Here is a 16,679-nt window from a genome sequence, read left to right on the forward strand (position 1 = left end):
AACCCTTCTGTTTTTCAGAAGGGTTTTACACACTAAATGTTTGAATAAGAGTTGGCTCTCCGTCAAGTTCAATTTTCTTTTCTTGAAAGGAAATATGTAAGCTTTCATAAATATGTTTCCAAAATGAAATAGCCCGCTTATTGCCTGCAAGCTCAATAATCATATATGTTCCTTTTCGATGAGAGAAAATGTCTTTTACCGTTTTGGAAGCGATGCCCTGCCCTCGGTATTTGTTTAAGATAAAAAAATCATTGATGCAGTAATCTGCTTCTTGCTGAAGTGCGGGCTGTTCAAGAAGTAAAAAAAAGCCCGTCAGCTTATCATCTATTTTAATAAAGTATGGCGAGAGGCCTTCTACTTTCCAAAACAGCGGCAGCTCTTCAAAATGGAAAGCTCCATCTTCGCGAATATCTAAAGAAGGTGTATACGCAGATAAATCGTGGAGATAAAGTGAATACAAATTTTGCAAAACGCCCGCTTGGTTTTTAGGTACTTCTTCAATAGTAAGCATTCTTATTTCATCCCCTCCTTTTACTATCATAAGGTTTTTTTGTGAAAGTTTACAGTGTTAAATACCGAATGAAAAAAGCTCTGCATCATATGAAGAGCTTTTTAAAGATCTTGTGCATCATTTATAGGTATAGGTTTATAGCTTTAGCCTCTTCTCTTGATAAAGAGTTATTAGCCTATATATTTTTTTACCATTTGCTTTAATTTTTGTTTGTCATAATGATGATATTGATTGGCTGTATTACGTATAGGATCTCCTGCATAAAATCGTTCATATAATTCATGTCGCGATCCTAAGGGACTTCCTACAAGGTCCCATGCTAACTTAAATAACTTGGTGCGTTTGTCTGCACCTATATTTGCTCCTGCAAAATATTTACTCATCAAACTAGATAAAGGACTTTGGAAGTCTTCTATACTTGAAGGCAGCTGAATAAATCCACCTGCTCCGATAAGCTGTAAAATTTCTAGCGCCCGAGGATAGTATTTAGCGCCCAGGTTTCTTGCTGTTTCAATGTACGTAAAGTTTGGAATATACGTGTTGTGGTGATTTATTTGCCCTTCTCTTTCTGAAGCGATGAGTAATGCTCGAATCGTTTCTACTTGCATGATTAGTTCTCCAATTTTTTCTTGTACATGCAAATAACCATCAGCTCCTATTACTTCCGCTATTTCTAAAGCAATCGCTGTTACAAATTCGAGCTTGGTTAATAAACGCACAATTGCTTGATGATAAGCTAAACTATTAGATGCCGAATCTAATTTAATTTGCCATAAAGCTTCTGAATTATCGTAAAGCAACACACGCTCCCAAGGTACAAACACATGGTCAAAAATTAATAAAGCGTCCATTTCATCATATTTTGTACTTAATGGAGCATTTACTTGCTGCTTTTTAAAGGAAGCAAATGATTCTCTACAGACCATGTGCAGACCAGGTGAGTTAGGTGCTACGACAAGCATATGTGCTAAACATTTTTGTTCTTCCTTCAGTGGTGAAAGAGGATAAACAATTAAATCATTGGAGTAAGGAGCGGCTGTTCCAATCATTTTGGCTCCCTCCAAGAAGACACCGTCACTTGTCTTTTTAGTGACTCTTAATAACCCTAAATCTTTTAGGTCGTTAGAAGATTGAGAGGCTCGATTGATTTGAGGGTCCCGTTGAATGATGCTTAAGAAAAGATGTTCATCTCTTGCTTTTTCATAATAAGCCTTTAGTTTTTCAGGAAAGTGCTTATCAAATTTTTTATAGTCGTCTCGAGAAGCATACCATCCCGTTAGCCTAGACCTTGCATAATCTGAGAGTCGGCTCATAACACCATCTGTTGATTGACTCCATGTTTCAAAAGCAGTTCTTCTTTTTACTACATCTTCATAGGAATGTGGAACGTAAAAAGCCGTGTGGACAAATTCCTTAGTCTTAGGGCTAAGATACCCTACCTGTTCTCTTTGCTCAGGGTGGTCAAGCATACTGAACAATTCAGAAATTGTCTTAAGCGTACCGCTAAAATTCTCGTCTGTTGTAATATCAATTTTTTTACCATTCAACCAAATATTTCTTTCATCTCGTAGGCTTTTAATAAATTTATTTTGTTCAGAACTCATCGTATTCTCCTTACACTCGTTTTTTAATAATGCGATAGATCATAATAAGGATTATTTTGCTGGAGGATGATAGACTGTACCGCCTTTTAGCGGAGGGCTGTATACGTGAAAAGTTATGGTCGGAGAAGTAGATGGATTATACATCATATGAATCGTATCTTTCTTAACAAGAAAAAAATCATTTTTTGCAAATCCTTGCGCTTGGTTGTATATAGGACAAGGCTCTTTGTCTTTCAACTGATATAACACATTTAATACATGACCTTCCACTATTAAAATACACCCGGATGATACGCCATGATCGTGAATGAGTGTTTTAGCCATACTTGGCAAATGAACAACTATAACTTCCACATCTTTAGATTTATACATAACCTTTCTACCATACTCTAATTCTTTAGGTTCAACTACATATTCAGAGATATCTTCGATGGTTAGGTTTAAATCTTGAACGGCTTGTACTAAATGCACATCTTCATATGAGGGTATGTTATCAAATATACGTTTAATAGATTCAATCAATTTCATTTTTTCTCCTTTCTTTCCACCATGTAATTACCTTAATACATTCATAAGTAACATGATGAACTTAGTCGACTTTTTAAAATAGTATATGAACAAATGAATAAGGAAGTGTACTTTAAGAGATGAAATAGACAAAATTCCACGCATACACAGTATTTTTAATCATAAAATAGCGTACAGAGGGGGATGAACATACTATGAAAATTTCAAGCAAAGGGGAATATGCATTAAGAGCCTTGATTACTTTAGCTACGAACAAAAATGACCTCATGCAAATTAAAGATATTTCCAGTGAAACACTCGTCTCATCTCAATACCTTGAACACATTTTATTACAATTAAAAAGCCATGGTTATGTAAAAAGCAAGCGTGGGGTTTACGGCGGATATACATTAAAGGAGTCTCCTAGTAGAATCTTGATTGGAAAAGTCATCAGAGACTTAGAAGGTCCGCTTGCTCCTATGGGTTGTGTAAGCGTTACGGCCTATGAGTACTGCCCTCTTGAAGACAAAAATTGTTTGTTAAAACCTCTTTGGGCGCTGATTAGAGATACAATTGCACAATTGTTGGACGATACGACTTTGGAAGATTTAGTAAAAGGTCATATTTACAAAAATTAACCATTCAAATCAAAAAAACGATCATCTCCGGTACTGTACGCTCCGTCTGATAATCGTTTTTTATGTTTTGTTTGCTGATGCTGAAGTTTTTCCTTCTTTGTTTTGGTTTTGCGCGTTTCCATGTCTGCAAATACAAACAGGCTGCGGTTTAATTCTGGATTTCTTTTTCCTTCACGCGTCATTTTATCACGCATTTTTTTTGCTTTCGACTTTGCCATGTAACTTCCTCCCTATATAAATGATGTATACATATCTTACTGCTTTTTTATACATTGTCAAGTGCAGAAGCACTGATATGCTGACAGTGCCTCTGTATAGTCAAGACTCTTTATTTTTCAGCATATCATCTAACCTTTGCTCTATTCGCTGAAGCCTTTTTTCATTTGCTCCCTGCCTTTGAATCAATCTTTTTACGCCTATAATAAATGCAATAATTATCCCTGCTCCGCCTATGAGAATCAGCAGCATAAGAATTTGAAAAATAATATCACCTGTATTAACCATAGCTCCACCTTTAATCTATTTTTTTACATTATATCATTTTTTTTGGTTGTTTTCGCTTTAGTTTATAAAAAAAGCTCTCAATACTGAGAGCTTTACTTACTATTTTCATCGTAAACCGTCCACTTTTCCTGTTTGATGTGATTGGAAACATCAATCAGTTTATTTTTCACTCGATCCTTTTCCGCTCCTGTTAAAGGCGTAGGTCGGTAGTCGTTTCGCGCTGTTGTGGAAGAAATACGGAATGGGATTACATTGATGTCTTTATTTGTCGTTAGCTTTCCATCTTTAATCGTAAACGTCTGCTGAAATACAAATGTATCTTTATCACTTGGATTTTTGTTTCCACCAAACATAAAGTTTCCTAAGCTATAGACAATAAATTTATTTTTATACTCTTCGATTCCTTGAACAACATGAGGATGATGGCCTAAAATTAAATCTGCTCCGTTATCAATTGTATATTTTGCCAATGCTTGCTGCGCTGTATCGGGAACGTAGTGTCGTTCAGATCCCCAGTGGAAATGCACAATGATAATTTTAGCCCCTTTTTCTTTTAAAGACTTAATTCCTCCTTTAATCTGACTTCTGATTTCTTTTGTGTCATCCCAGCCCGGATATCCAAGTAACCCTACTTTGACTCCTTTTACCGCTGTGATATATGTATCTTCATAGCCAAAATAGCCTATCCCGCTTTTCTTTAAGTTCTCTCTTGTATCATCATATCCTTGCTGTAAGTAATCATGCGTATGATTATTAGCTAAGTTAACGGTTTCAATACTTCCTTGTTTTAAAATATTCACAAAAGAAGGGTCACCTTTGAAACGAAATGTTTTACTTGCTTTTTCTGTCGCAGTCGTCAGCGTAGTTTCTAAATTAACCGTTGTTAAATCATCCTGTTCAAAAATCGATTTTACATTTTGCGTAAAGTACGGCAGGCCATTTTTTGCCGCTACGTCATTAAAGGTAGAATCGTACCCAAAGCTTTCATCGTTTCCTAAGGTGAAATCTCCTGCTGCGCTAATTTTAATCGTTGTATTAATGCCTTCTTTTTTTTCTTTTTTTATTGCTTCTTCTTTAGACTTTACAGCCTCTTCTTTTTTCTGCGGTTCAGAAGACGTTTGTTCTCCTGCTCCTCCGCATGCTCCCAGTAAAAAACACAAACTTCCATAAATAACAGCTTTTTTTAAATACTTGTTCATGTAACGTTAAAACCCCTTTTTACGTTTTGATAACTGTGTATGGACTTGGTGTTTCATATCCATTTCGCCAAATATATACAATTATCCTGTTATATCGGCAAAATAAGTGAAATTTTTATAAAAAAGGAAATTTTCATCTTCTTTTTGAGTTAAAACAAGAGGTTTTTATAATACAAGCGCTATGAAGAAAGCTGATGATCTTTGATAAACGTCAAGGAATTTACAAAAATATAGAGATTTTCAAACATCACCTAAAAAAACCTCCTTTGCTCATGCAAAGAAGGTTTTATCTATATTTAACAAATCGAATCATTAGATTTAGGGTTTTTGAGTCCAAATAATGGACGAATGAATAGTGCTAAACCTGTGCCAAGCATCGCCATAACCATCCATACCCAGCCGTGAAGACTAAATGAAGCAATGCCGCCAAAGTAAGCGCCGATGTTACAGCCAAAAGCAAGACGGGCACCATACCCCATTAGCAGGCCGCCCACAACAGCTGCTCCTGCAACGCCGGGCTTAATTTTTCCTGGTTTGAACGTCCCTTGCGCCGTCGCTGAAATGAAGGCGCCTAGTATGATCCCAAAGTTCAATACGCTAGTAGAATCCGCTAGCACACTTTGCGTTAGTGCTTCTCCATTCGCACCTTGGAAAAATCCCCAGCTCGATACATCTATCCCAGCTGCCATCATCGCTTTTCCGCCCCATAAAGCAAAAGCAGAAGTAATTCCCCAAGGATTTCCTCTTACAGCAAGCGTCAATGCATTTAATACAGCCAGCACAATCGCTGCGGTGAATAGAGGCCAAGAGCCGCGAATAACTTTTTTCCACCCTTTTGTAGTAGGAAGCTGCTTCATCATAGGCGGGTTTTTCTTTTTGGCAATTTGAATGGTGATCCAGTAAATGGCTGCGAACGCGATGAGCTGTACAATCCAAGCACCAAAATAACCAAGACCTGTCGATTCAGCTAATGAGATAGGCGGAAGCGAAGGTTGTTTTTGCCAAAATGGCAAATGATACGCCCCGAACATAGAACCTACGATAAAGGATAAAAGCGTTAAAATCATGGAAGAAGAGCCGCCGCCTAAAGAATACAGCGTCCCTGACGCACATCCATTTCCTAACTGCATTCCAATTCCAAACATAAACGAACCAACTATTACGCTTACTCCTACAGGTGAAACATATCCTTTTGGCGTTACGCCTGTAAAGCTAAAGCCTGTACTTAAAATAATAGCAAACAGCGTTGAAGCAATAGCTAGCATAAGCATATGTGCTTGCAAGCCTTGAACATTGCCGACAGATACGAGTCGGCGAAATGCTGATGTAAAGCCAAAGCGTGCGTACAAAAGCGTCATTCCTAACGTTAGACCGATAATGAATAAAGTACCTTGTGTCCAATCAGTCTTTAGCACAATCGCAAGAAGTAAAATAACCGCTGCTATAACCCCTCCTGCAAATAGCGACTTTTGCATAGGGCTTAATTCTGTTACAACAGTGGTTGGCTTTGATTTATATGATGAGTGCAACGTTTGTGCCAAATCATCCACTCCTTTTCTGATAGAAATACTAAGAATTAATATTTATCATCTTATAGCACTTCCTTCCCTTTGTAAACTATTTAGCAAAATAAAAGTGAATTGTTTATTTTTTGAGTATTCTTACTTTTAATCGTATAAAAAGCAGAAGTTTTTGTTCTTCTGCTTTTTACTGCTAAACGTAAATAGAATGAATCTCTTCTACAGGGGTGGGTTGAGGCTTTGCAAAATAATAGCCTTGAAACAAATCATAGCCCATCTCTATAAGGCACTTTAAATCTTCTTCTGCTTCTATCCCTTCCGCAAGAGCCTGCGCCCCCATTTTATGGGTGATAGCTAACATTTCTTGGGCGACTTTTTTCTGTTTCTCATTCTTACTGACTCCATTTGTGAATTCAAATGCCAATTTCACAACATCAGGCTCAACTTCTAAAAGCCGCTTCAGCGTGTTATAGCCAACCCCTACGTCATCTAAAGCATATTTAAATCCGTGGGAGCGATAATAATTCAAAATATTTTTTAAATGCTCAATATCTTGAACATCCTCCGTTTCAATAACTTCAAACACTATTTGCTCTGGTTTTATATTCAATTCTTTAATTAACGCAAATGTAGAGGCCAAGCAATGCTCGGGGTTATATATTGCTGTAGGAATAAAATTAATAAAAATCAGCTGATGATCAATAACGCTGGCGTTTTTTACAGCTTCTAAGCGGCAGACTCGATCAAGCTCGATCAAGGGCGAAGGTTTTATTTCTTACTTAAGCAGCTTCAAACATTTTAAAAGGCGGTATAATCGTTCCATCTTCTTCTAGTCCTCTTGATAAAATTTCATGGCCAATAATGTTCACGCGTTCGTTATCCACTGAGACAATCGACTGATAATATGAGCAAATTTGCTTGTCTTCAATCAGCTCATCAATCCATAAAGCATCTTTCGTTTTTTGAAAAACGGTGATCGGCTCCATACGCGGCAGGTTGTCAAACGGGCGCCGCTGCGTAGCTTCTACAGCCCACACATGCCGAGGGTCTAAATGCTGATGAACATACTCCATAAATACCCAAAAGATATCTTCTTTTATCCAGAACATACCTTCTCCAAGATTTTTCCATTGATTTTGAGAAATATCTTTAAAGTATTTTTCCACTTCTTTTACACCGGTTGCTTTCTGAACAGAAACTGTATATCCCGTCCTAATTGGCAGACACGCGTCACACCCCATAGTTCATCTTCTCCCTCATTTACCATCGTTTTTTTGTATGTAAACATGTATAGTTCTAGGAAATATACCACTTTTAAGAAATTCACAAACCCTATTTTCCTTTTAAAATAGAACGCACCGAAAAGTTTTGGTAAAATGATAGACGTCTTTTATTGTCTAGATCATATGAAGAACTTGATATAAGGAAGTGAATGATTCGTGAGCAAAAACCGTTTTACTAAGTGGTTTCTATTGTCTTTAACGCTCTTTGCCTTAAGTACCGGAGCAATGTATTATATGCTGTATATACCGTACTGGGCGTATTCCATCAAGCTGTTTTTAATCGTGGTGCCACTTTTTACATTATTATCGGTGGTTTTTGGTTCGTTGGTAATCATCAGTGAGCGCAAAAGAAAACGCGTATTTCAGCTGCAAAATGAAGGGGGCAGTCCCAAAAATACGTTTATTCAAGGTTTTTCCGAAATAACGGTAGGAGCAGGATGTATCTTGCTGTGCTTTTTTCTTTTTCTTTATTTTCTAATGGATTATTAAGTACATACAAAAAAGACGAGCAGACAGCTCGTCTTTTTATTTGGATCTTTCTAAAATATCTCGAGCGCTTGCATAATCAAGCTCTTTATAAGTGCCAACACCTGGTTTTACAAAGGGCTTTTCCACAATGGCAGCAAATTCACGATCGTCAATATGATAGTCACGCAAACAGTTCGGGGCTCCTAAGTTATTCCAGAAAGTATAAAGCGCTTTTGCTCCTTCCATTGCTGTTTCTTCATTTCTTTTTCCTTCTGGATCAATGCCAAATACGTTGACAGCCAACTGTTTTACACAAGAAGGATCTTCTTTTAGCACATGCTCCAGCCAATTAGGGAACAAAATGGCAAGACCGCCTCCGTGAGGAATATCATAATAAAGCAATTCTTCACCAGGCTAAGTCAGCTTCATTTTTTGTCCTGTTCGTTCAAATAGCTTTTGGTCCTAATAATTCTCTAACTTTTTTATATGAGTGGTAACGCTTGACTGAGCATACCCTAACTCCTCACCCGTTCGTATATAGCTCCCCCACTTCGCTACTTCTAAATGTATATAAATAATTAATATCCATGTGCTGCTCCTTATGTACCGCTGTTTTGTTTCGTTATCCCTGTGCTAAGGCTGTTCTAGTAGCCAGAACCTATACACAAATAGAATCACAGTACAGTATAAACGAACTCGTTTTGCCAAGCAATTTTACCAGCCCTAAAGTTTCTTTCTATATCAGGCAATTACCCAGCCTTTTGTTCATAGAATGAAAAACAACCAAAACCTATGAAAAGAAAGGGTGTATTTTGTGACAGCCTATAAAGAAGTATTATATAAAGGAAAACGCTTTGTACTGATTCACGTATATGATTCAGGATACTGTGAAATTCGACCGATTAATCATTCTTTTAAAGTGGAGCTCGTGCGGTTAGATGAGGTAGAAGAATGCGGATAACAGTTGGGAACGCAGCTAATGCAGCTGCGTTTTTATTTGGATGATAAACAAGTGGATGAGATAAAAACAGCTGAATTGGCTGGCCTTTTACACAAATTCTTCCTGTATACTTTGTAACTAAGGATATCCGCACTTATTTAATTTCTATACTTACCTGAGGTGATTACATGAAAAAAGGCTGGCTGGAATGGATGTTATTGTCCGTTGCGTTAATTTGGGGAGCCAATTATACAATCGGAAAATTTGGAGTTGCTCATATGTCCTCCATCCAATTTAGCGCACTGCGTTTTATAACGGTTGCTCCTATTCTTTTACTTATTGCAAAAATAATAGAGCGGAGCATTCATATTGAAAAAAAAGACTGGGGGCGTTTAATAGCCGTTAGTATAGTAGGCGTTACCCTCTACCAAACGCTGTTTATGGTATCTGTTAAGTATACGACAGCTACAAATGCTTCTTTACTTATTTCGATGTCCCCTATTTTCACAGGAATCTTAGCTATATTATATAAGCATGAAGCTTTTTCGTTAAAAACACAGCTAGGCTCTATACTTGCTTTTTTCGGGGCTGCGTTTGTACTGCTGTTTGGTCACTCTAGTCATGCGCTGTCGCAGCTTGCATGGTTCGGAAACATCATGGGGATTGTGGCAGCCATTGCTTGGGGCTGGTACCCGATTTTAGCAAAACCTTTAGTCTTAAAATATTCTGCTTTGCGCGTGACTGCCTGGTCTGCTTTAATAGGAGCTATTCCGCTTACTGTCTACTGTCTTTTCACCTATCAAACGCTTATCTGGCCAACAGATATAGGCAGCTGGAGCTCTCTGGCATACTCTGTGTTGTTCGTGACGGTGTACGGGCTGGTGATGTGGTATGTAGGAATTGGAAAAATTGGCTCTACAAAAGTAATGGTCTACATGTATGTTATTCCTTTGTTCGCCGTTGTTTTTGCTGCTGTAGCCATTGGAGAGACCATCAATGCTATGCAGCTGCTTGGAGGACTTATTATTTTTAGCGGTTTGTATATTGTCAAAAAAAGCCCTGGTCCTAAAACAGCTCTTAAACTTAAAAAAGCAAATTAAAAAGAGTAATGGGTTCAGCTGATGCATGCTAATAACGCTCAGATTTTTTCTGAGCGTTATTAGTATACTATTTTAATGCCCTAATTGAATTAAACACCCGTTAGGTTGATGAATGAACATTTTTCAGTTTATAATTTTATGCTGATTGTATACGCGTTTAAAACCGTTTCGTTCATAAAATAACTTCGCTTCGTCCGTGTCTGTATAGAGAACGAGACTGTCGTAATAATTCTCTGCATAGTGAATAATTTCTTTTAAAAGTCGTTTGCCTATACCCTTTCTGCGAAACTGAGCTGAAACATAAAACCTCCTTACTCTTCCAGCGTTAACATACTGGCTGTAAGGATTTTGATTAAGGCCGGCCACGCCAGTTAATTTGTTTTGTTCACCGTAAACGCCCCACAACCTTTCGCCTGTTTTGTTAAATACGTTTTGCACGTTTTTATACTCCGCTACTAGCTTTGTAAGAAAGAAAAAGCCTCCCTCCTGGCTTTCTATTAACAGCTCTTTTATATCATGCTCCATAAGATACGTTAGCCTGATGATTCTCATATACCTCCTCTCCGTTCAGCAGGTGTCTTGTCTATTTCGATAGAATGCTTGTTATACATTAATGCTGCCATGCCTGTTAGAGCTGTCAACAGCAAAATGAAGCTTGAAAATAGATATACAAACCTTACCCCAAACAGATCGGCTACTGTCCCGACAAATGCGAGGGAAAGTATAAACATAGCCTGGACAAGAGTTGATTTTGCCGCTATTACTTTAGGAAGCATCCCATTATTGCTGCAGGTATTTTGATAAATGGTTTCCTGAGCTACGTCTCGAAGCTGATAGGCAGGACCCATCATTATCAAAAGTACTAAAGCTAGATACGGGTTCGTTACTAGACCGTAAAAACCGGTTAAAACAGCATAACCGAGTGAGCCTAAGAACATAAAAAGCAAAAGCCTTCCTTTTACCATAGAAGACATTCGGTACACAATAATTCCTCCGACTATGCTTCCAAAATAATACGCACCGTTTATATATCCCCACCACGCTTCTCCTTTTTCAAGCACTTCTTTCACAAAAGAAAGAGTAATAGCTCCAATCCAAATGGTTCCAACGAGTGATTCAATTATGTCCATTATAACGAGGGCTCTGATGCGTTTATGTATCCATAAAAAGCGCCATCCTTCCATTAGTTTTGCCGCTCTTCGATTTTGTGTTTGTTTGTATGTATGGACTTCTTTTATAAACAGTAAGCAAACAAATGAGATCGATAGAAGACCTGCCGTTATAAATAGAGACTGAGTGGATCCCGTTAAGGACAAAACGAAACCACCAAGCGACCACCCTGCAAACAGAAAAGTTTGGTCAATTATTGAAAGCAAGCTATTCGCCTGCATTCTTTGACTATCATTTACTAAGCTGCGTACAACTGACGTTTTAAAAATGGAAAAAAAGCCGTTGAAAAAAGAAATGATTCCAACAATGATAAAACCCATCGTTAGTACTGTAACTGTAAATTCTTGTGTAAGCAGCACATACAATCCAATAAGCATCCCTATCTGCATCATTTGAACAGACCGCATAATGTGAATCGATTTATACGTATCGGCTAGTAAAGGTACACTAAGGCCGCTAAGGAGCCGTGCAAGTAAGCTCGTCACTGTAATCATCGACGCAAGAGCTGTTGAACCGGTATTTTCCTTTATATAAGAAGTGACGGCCATTGTATAAAGAACAAAACCTACATTTGCGGTTACTTGACTTGCTGCTAAAAGATAAAAACGCTGAGTCAATTCTTTTCTCCTTTCTGTTAAACGTAACATGCAAAAAGATAATTCGTTTTTGTTAATTTTTCCCTTTTAAACTATAACACTATTTGACGAAATCCAAAACTATCTATAATTTAGTAGATGGAGGTTTTTATGTTTAAATATAGTTTTCTTATTGTTCTTATCGCTTTTTTACTTATTAACTTTAACGGTCAGGAAAATCAAATTGTAGGAGGCAAAATAAAAAAGGAACGAAATGAGGTTTTCTTTGGCGAATACGACAGCTTTACGGGCCGCTACTCCCGGAGCATTAAACTCAAAAAAGGCGTAACCTACGCTTTTACGCTATCTAAAAACACCAAAAGCGGAGACCTGTCCCTGTACGTAGAAGATCCAAAACAGACACGATTTTTTGAAATCACTAATAACTCTCTTTATTTAACACCTGAAAAAACGAGGAGATATCGTATTAATTTTGTAGGATTCGAGCATAAAGGCTCTTTTCAGCTTCACTGGAAAAGCAGTAATCAAAAAGAGAGCGAAAGATTTGTGTAATACCATTTTAGACAACGCTTAAACGAGGAGGAATGGTTTATGATTATTAATCAAGCTGTCCTGTACACCCACTTATTGGACACAATGAAGGATTTTTATGTAAATTCTCTCGATTTTCCATTAACCGCCGCTTCACCGCGTTCTTTTTCCATCAAGGTTGGTGAAAGTGAGCTAACCTTTAAAGAAAGTTCTCTACATACAAAGCCCTTTTACCATTTTGCTTTTAATGTTCCAGCAAACCGCTTTATGGAAGCAAAGCAATGGGCTACTCAGAGAGTCTTCCTCAATACGGAAGAGAAGAAAGATGAGATTTATTTTGAAGCATTTGATGCTCATTCGTTTTATTTTGAAGACCCTGCTCATAATATTGTTGAATATATTTCAAGACATTCGGACTGCCCTTCATCCAAGGTCCCCTTTTCTTCTAAGTCGCTTTTAAGCATAGGAGAAATCAACTTGACAACTCCTCATGTCCACTCTGTAGGGACACAGCTTATTAACTCCGGTATCACCGTGCGCAACAACAGGCTATTAAACAATACATTTAATTTTTTAGGAAGCGGCAGTGCGTTTTTTCTTGTAGGTGCGCCTAAAAGACGGTGGTTTTTTTCGAACCGAGACTCTGAAGTTCATCCATTAATGGTAAAGGTCAATCATTCTCTAACGGTTGCGCTCGATGAAAAAGGAATGTTGAAGATTACGCAAGAATGATTTTTTTTCAATAAGGCCACGTAACAAGTAAACTTGTTACGTGGCTATTTTTGTTCAAAATTCAGCTCATGCTCCCCCTATAGGTTTTGTATATAGTTCTCGATGTCCTTTCTGTTCATCAGCATAAAAACCTTGCAATCCTCATCATTTTTAAGCTTTTCAAACCGGTTTCTCATCTTTTTTTGCCGCTCTCGATACGTAGTAAGAATAAACGTAAAAAATGACCAATCTACTTTTTCAGGGCATCCTTTTGCCATATCCTCACGCGTTTTTCTTGCATATACGATTCTCCGCTTTATTACTCGGTACACACAAACGATTAGCGGCAGCTCTAAATAAATAACGGTATCTGCACGCTTCACTCGCAGGTCATACGAATTGCTGTAGTTCCCATCGATAATCCAGCTGTCTTTTTTTACAATGTGCTCCTGCAATTCTCTAAAGCTATCATTGTCTCTTTCCGTCCAGCCAGGCTGCCAATACAGGCTGTCTAAATGATATACTTCTAGATCAAGCTTTTCCCCTAATTTCTTGGCAAATGTAGACTTTCCTACTCCTGGAGAAACGCCCATTACCAGTACTCTTTTCATCTTATCACCTTACCTTTTTAAGAAATAAAGCTGATTGAAGAGAAGGCAACTGTTTATAGCTGACTCGGCGCATTCAGTGTACTCGGAGCGGGCTGCTTTATAAAACAGCGTCATGCTAGGTTTTTTATTTCCATGATTTTCAGGCAACCTATAAATATTCATTATAAATTCCTATATTCCTTCTTGCTTTGTAGTAAATAGGTTGCTTTTATGAATCGTTTCCTTTACCTTAAATGTGAGTATATAAAAGTAAGGTGAAAAAAATGAATGCATCTATGCTAAAGAGATTTTTACGAAACCTCGGTATTTTTATTTATATTGTCATTGCAGCTATTAATATTTACTTAACAAGAAATGATCTGGGCGATATGCTTACCCGCCTTGTGCTGCTGACTATTTTACTTCCTTTGTTTTTTAGTTTTGTGTATGCGTTAGGAAAATCACATTTTAAAAGACAAGAAGAGCTCGCTGAACAAGAGAAGAAAAAAGAGTAAAAAAAGCCTTTTATTAAGGGGGATTCCCCTTTCTAAAAGGCTTTTTACTTTTTTTCATATAACTGAACATTAACTACATCAGGATTAACGTGATACTGTTTGGCAACTTGATTTACCATTTGCTGAATTTCTCTTTTCTTATGGGAAGAAAGGTGTTCGCGGGGCAGAAGAATCAGAATTTGAGCTTCCGCATAGTTATTCAGCACCCTAACTTCTTGAAAGCCATGCTGCGTCAAAAAAGCTTTTAACGCTTTTTCAAAGTCTGTGCTTTCTTTTTGAACAACTATAGAAGGCTGATCGTAAGAAAATAGCGAAACCTCTTTCTCTTCAGGCTTTGTATACACCGCCCAAGCAGTTATGAGCACTGTGACAGCAATACTCACATTTAACATCCACCTTTTCATACCACGAACGCTCCTTTTAATTAAGTTTGTTCATGATATGAAAAAATTCATTCGTTCATGCGTTATCTTCCTAGCCATCCCCCATCTACCTGCGGGAATACGTTCAATGATTTGCCTGCTGCGCGTTTTACCGCTTGCCAATAAATTGATAGCTGTCTGAAACCCTTCCTTTGTATAGCATCTCGTTGTAATTAATGAAATTTCTTTAAAATGCATCGCTGCTAAATCCATTTCCAGGGCGTTCTTGTATACGCTCACCACAGCAATATCTCCTTGAATACGGCTTGTTTCAATTATTTGCTTTGCTGTAATTCGTTTCCAATAACTAGGATATAGATAAGATCCCTTATTGTAAACGTTCTCTTTGCCCAAATGTATATTTTTACAATACTTTCTTACACTAAGAACTACTGATAAATGAAAGGTGGGAAGATGAATGAAGCAAATGATATTATGGGGGATTCTTGTTATTCCATGGTTTTTACTGCTGCTGCTTGATAAACAGCGTGTTAAACGATTTTTTACTGTAGGGTTATTTGCTGCATTAATGATGACAATCGCCTATCAAATAGCGGAAAAAATGCACTGGTGGACGGTTCAAGAAAACGTATTTTTTCTTACTAGCATGGGAGCAACGATTTATTGCCTTCATATTGTGATTACGATCTTTGTCTTTTACCTCACGTATCCCGGATTTATCTTGTACATAATTGTTAACGTTATTTTAGATTTAATTCATGGTTATATCATTGTTCCTTTTCTCGCTAAAATCGGGCTTTATAATCTGTATGATATCAATCATTTTGGGCTTTTCCTTGTCATGACTTCCGTAGCCATTATCCTTTACTTGTTTCAACGGCTGCTTGACTTTATATTTGAGGAAAGCCTTGCATAAAAAGCCACAGCAAACGCTGTGGCTTTTTAATTAATAGAAAAATGGAATGACCGTATCTCCTCGAATCGGTTCAACAGCTGCATGAAACTGAATTCGCAAACTTTTTGAAGTTTCGATGTCAGAGGCATCCATAACGTGAAAATGAATGTGGGGCTCGGATGAATTCCCCGAATTTCCACACCTTCCAAGCAGCGTTCCTTTACGAACCACGTCTCCTTTTTTCACAGAAACCGATCCTTTTTTCAAATGGGCAAGCACACTGTATTCTTTTCCTTCATGCTCAATGACAACGTGATTTCCAAAAGGACTTTTATTATTTGTCTGTCCGATTTCATTATCTTCTTGGCCATCAACTGCTGTGATAACGACTCCTTCAAGCGGCGCTACAACTTTTTTTCCATAGGCATAGTAATCTTCGTTTTTCATTCCATCATTTTTATAGCTTTGCTTTCCTTTTCGCACGACTAAATCATACGCATACCTTTGGTTTTCAACTGAATAGTGATAGTTCAATACCTCATTCTTTCCTCCCCAGTAAACAAACCACTCGCTTTGAATTGGCATCGTATATTTGTTTGTACTCCACTGGTCTCTATCTGAAAATGATTCTATAGGAGCAAGCACAAGTGCTTGAATAATGCTATGTTCATCAAACATAACGCTGATTGCTTTTGTTTGCTTATGATTCATCCAAATAAACTGTTCAATTTGAGGAGTTAAATGAAGATTTGTTTCTAGTCTATAGAACTGTTCTCCTTGATTAAACAATTCACCCTGGTCCAAAAATTGCTGAATTGAAACTTGACGTTTAAATTCTTCGCTTACATAAGCATAAAGCTTGTTAAAATCTCCTTCTGCAAATAAAGTTCCAAACTCTTCTCTGATGTTCACTTTTCTCTCTGTATCCATCATTGTAATCCACCCTTTTATATGTATTTCAATTTGTTTGAATTATCTATAAGTAATACGTTTTATGTTGTAAAAAGGTTTCAT

At 37.5% G+C, this 16,679-nt stretch carries 24 protein-coding genes and 1 pseudogene; 8 read left to right on the top strand and 17 right to left on the bottom strand.

Annotated elements, in window-relative coordinates; translation table 11 throughout:
* Positions 1–25: 25 nt before the first annotated feature.
* From ACN6NE_RS26215 to ACN6NE_RS26225, 3 genes are all read right to left on the bottom strand, one after another.
* A complete protein-coding gene (locus ACN6NE_RS26215; protein ID WP_129710202.1) occupies positions 26–511 on the bottom strand; it encodes a GNAT family N-acetyltransferase in 486 nt (161 codons plus the stop codon).
* A 170-nt stretch (positions 512–681) separates the two neighbouring features.
* Complete coding sequence (locus tag ACN6NE_RS26220; RefSeq protein WP_474328206.1) at positions 682–2,115, bottom strand: 4-hydroxyphenylacetate 3-hydroxylase family protein; 1,434 nt, start codon at positions 2,113–2,115, stop codon at positions 682–684.
* Between the two features lie 51 nt (positions 2,116–2,166).
* Positions 2,167–2,643 carry a cysteine dioxygenase gene (locus ACN6NE_RS26225; RefSeq protein WP_129710206.1) on the bottom strand — a complete coding sequence of 159 codons (477 nt, stop codon included), beginning with the start codon at positions 2,641–2,643 and terminating at the stop codon, positions 2,167–2,169.
* Between the two features lie 194 nt (positions 2,644–2,837).
* Between ACN6NE_RS26225 and ACN6NE_RS26230 the strand changes: the two genes are divergently transcribed.
* On the top strand, positions 2,838–3,260 hold the full coding sequence (locus ACN6NE_RS26230) for an RrF2 family transcriptional regulator (protein WP_474328208.1): 423 nt from the start codon (positions 2,838–2,840) through the stop codon (positions 3,258–3,260).
* On the opposite strand, the gene ACN6NE_RS26235 is transcribed toward ACN6NE_RS26230, so the two are convergent.
* The 6 genes from ACN6NE_RS26235 to ACN6NE_RS26260 form a co-directional block, all read right to left on the bottom strand.
* Entirely contained in the window at positions 3,257–3,478 is a 222-nt protein-coding gene (locus ACN6NE_RS26235) for a hypothetical protein (protein ID WP_129710210.1), read from the bottom strand. The two genes, ACN6NE_RS26230 and ACN6NE_RS26235, sit on opposite strands and share 4 nt — an antisense overlap.
* A 100-nt stretch (positions 3,479–3,578) precedes the next feature.
* Positions 3,579–3,764 (bottom strand): DUF4083 family protein, encoded by a 186-nt coding sequence (locus tag ACN6NE_RS26240; protein WP_050690497.1) that lies wholly within the window; start codon positions 3,762–3,764, stop codon positions 3,579–3,581.
* A 92-nt stretch (positions 3,765–3,856) separates the two neighbouring features.
* The gene (locus ACN6NE_RS26245; RefSeq protein WP_474328211.1) at positions 3,857–4,963 is read right to left on the bottom strand and encodes a CapA family protein; all 1,107 of its coding nucleotides are present in this window, start codon (positions 4,961–4,963) and stop codon (positions 3,857–3,859) included.
* 296 nt (positions 4,964–5,259) lie between these two features.
* Positions 5,260–6,504 (bottom strand): YeeE/YedE family protein, encoded by a 1,245-nt coding sequence (locus ACN6NE_RS26250; protein ID WP_474328213.1) that lies wholly within the window; start codon positions 6,502–6,504, stop codon positions 5,260–5,262.
* Positions 6,505–6,676: 172 nt separating this feature from the next.
* The gene (locus ACN6NE_RS26255; RefSeq protein WP_474328215.1) at positions 6,677–7,240 is read right to left on the bottom strand and encodes an EAL domain-containing protein; all 564 of its coding nucleotides are present in this window, start codon (positions 7,238–7,240) and stop codon (positions 6,677–6,679) included.
* A 22-nt stretch (positions 7,241–7,262) separates the two neighbouring features.
* Entirely contained in the window at positions 7,263–7,724 is a 462-nt protein-coding gene (locus ACN6NE_RS26260; RefSeq protein WP_474328217.1) for a hypothetical protein, read from the bottom strand.
* A gap of 198 nt (positions 7,725–7,922) precedes the next feature.
* On the opposite strand from ACN6NE_RS26260, the gene ACN6NE_RS26265 reads away from it, so the two are divergent.
* The gene (locus ACN6NE_RS26265) at positions 7,923–8,255 is read left to right on the top strand and encodes a hypothetical protein (protein WP_129710218.1); all 333 of its coding nucleotides are present in this window, start codon (positions 7,923–7,925) and stop codon (positions 8,253–8,255) included.
* Positions 8,256–8,291: 36 nt separating this feature from the next.
* On the opposite strand, the gene ACN6NE_RS26270 is transcribed toward ACN6NE_RS26265, so the two are convergent.
* Both ACN6NE_RS26270 and ACN6NE_RS26275 read right to left on the bottom strand, forming a co-directional pair.
* A complete protein-coding gene (locus tag ACN6NE_RS26270) occupies positions 8,292–8,636 on the bottom strand; it encodes a hypothetical protein (protein ID WP_438616527.1) in 345 nt (114 codons plus the stop codon).
* Positions 8,637–8,651: 15 nt separating this feature from the next.
* A pseudogene (locus tag ACN6NE_RS26275) lies at positions 8,652–8,823 on the bottom strand (helix-turn-helix domain-containing protein); the annotation flags it as partial.
* Positions 8,824–9,048: 225 nt separating this feature from the next.
* On the opposite strand from ACN6NE_RS26275, the gene ACN6NE_RS26280 reads away from it, so the two are divergent.
* Both ACN6NE_RS26280 and ACN6NE_RS26285 read left to right on the top strand, forming a co-directional pair.
* Complete coding sequence (locus tag ACN6NE_RS26280; RefSeq protein ID WP_165351754.1) at positions 9,049–9,195, top strand: hypothetical protein; 147 nt, start codon at positions 9,049–9,051, stop codon at positions 9,193–9,195.
* A 167-nt stretch (positions 9,196–9,362) separates the two neighbouring features.
* Entirely contained in the window at positions 9,363–10,274 is a 912-nt protein-coding gene (locus tag ACN6NE_RS26285) for a DMT family transporter (protein ID WP_129710220.1), read from the top strand.
* Positions 10,275–10,397: 123 nt separating this feature from the next.
* Here the strand turns inward: ACN6NE_RS26285 and ACN6NE_RS26290 are convergent, their stop codons facing one another.
* Positions 10,398–10,826 carry a GNAT family N-acetyltransferase gene (locus ACN6NE_RS26290; RefSeq protein ID WP_474328221.1) on the bottom strand — a complete coding sequence of 143 codons (429 nt, stop codon included), beginning with the start codon at positions 10,824–10,826 and terminating at the stop codon, positions 10,398–10,400.
* The gene (locus ACN6NE_RS26295; protein WP_474328223.1) at positions 10,823–12,061 is read right to left on the bottom strand and encodes an MFS transporter; all 1,239 of its coding nucleotides are present in this window, start codon (positions 12,059–12,061) and stop codon (positions 10,823–10,825) included. Before ACN6NE_RS26295 ends, ACN6NE_RS26290 begins: the two co-directional genes overlap by 4 nt.
* A 129-nt stretch (positions 12,062–12,190) precedes the next feature.
* Here ACN6NE_RS26295 and ACN6NE_RS26300 point away from each other — a divergent pair, with 129 nt between their 5' ends.
* Both ACN6NE_RS26300 and ACN6NE_RS26305 read left to right on the top strand, forming a co-directional pair.
* On the top strand, positions 12,191–12,592 hold the full coding sequence (locus tag ACN6NE_RS26300) for a hypothetical protein (RefSeq protein ID WP_474328225.1): 402 nt from the start codon (positions 12,191–12,193) through the stop codon (positions 12,590–12,592).
* A gap of 39 nt (positions 12,593–12,631) precedes the next feature.
* Positions 12,632–13,303, top strand: a complete 672-nt coding sequence (locus ACN6NE_RS26305; protein WP_129710226.1) for a glyoxalase — start codon at positions 12,632–12,634, stop codon at positions 13,301–13,303.
* Between the two features lie 77 nt (positions 13,304–13,380).
* Here ACN6NE_RS26305 and ACN6NE_RS26310 read toward each other — a convergent pair whose 3' ends face one another.
* On the bottom strand, positions 13,381–13,893 hold the full coding sequence (locus tag ACN6NE_RS26310) for a P-loop NTPase family protein (protein WP_129710228.1): 513 nt from the start codon (positions 13,891–13,893) through the stop codon (positions 13,381–13,383).
* Positions 13,894–14,156: 263 nt separating this feature from the next.
* Here ACN6NE_RS26310 and ACN6NE_RS26315 point away from each other — a divergent pair, with 263 nt between their 5' ends.
* Complete coding sequence (locus tag ACN6NE_RS26315) at positions 14,157–14,387, top strand: hypothetical protein (protein WP_013057513.1); 231 nt, start codon at positions 14,157–14,159, stop codon at positions 14,385–14,387.
* Between the two features lie 44 nt (positions 14,388–14,431).
* Here the strand turns inward: ACN6NE_RS26315 and ACN6NE_RS26320 are convergent, their stop codons facing one another.
* Positions 14,432–14,791: a hypothetical protein gene (locus tag ACN6NE_RS26320; protein WP_129710230.1), complete on the bottom strand. Its 360-nt coding sequence runs from the start codon at positions 14,789–14,791 to the stop codon at positions 14,432–14,434.
* A gap of 30 nt (positions 14,792–14,821) precedes the next feature.
* Positions 14,822–15,049 (bottom strand): hypothetical protein, encoded by a 228-nt coding sequence (locus ACN6NE_RS26325; RefSeq protein WP_474328229.1) that lies wholly within the window; start codon positions 15,047–15,049, stop codon positions 14,822–14,824.
* 178 nt (positions 15,050–15,227) lie between these two features.
* Between ACN6NE_RS26325 and ACN6NE_RS26330 the strand changes: the two genes are divergently transcribed.
* Entirely contained in the window at positions 15,228–15,686 is a 459-nt protein-coding gene (locus ACN6NE_RS26330; protein WP_129710232.1) for a hypothetical protein, read from the top strand.
* 30 nt (positions 15,687–15,716) lie between these two features.
* On the opposite strand, the gene ACN6NE_RS26335 is transcribed toward ACN6NE_RS26330, so the two are convergent.
* Positions 15,717–16,598, bottom strand: a complete 882-nt coding sequence (locus ACN6NE_RS26335) for a M23 family metallopeptidase (RefSeq protein ID WP_129710234.1) — start codon at positions 16,596–16,598, stop codon at positions 15,717–15,719.
* Positions 16,599–16,679: the final 81 nt, after the last annotated feature.

It is taken from the genome of Priestia sp. 53B2, from assembly GCF_056099005.1.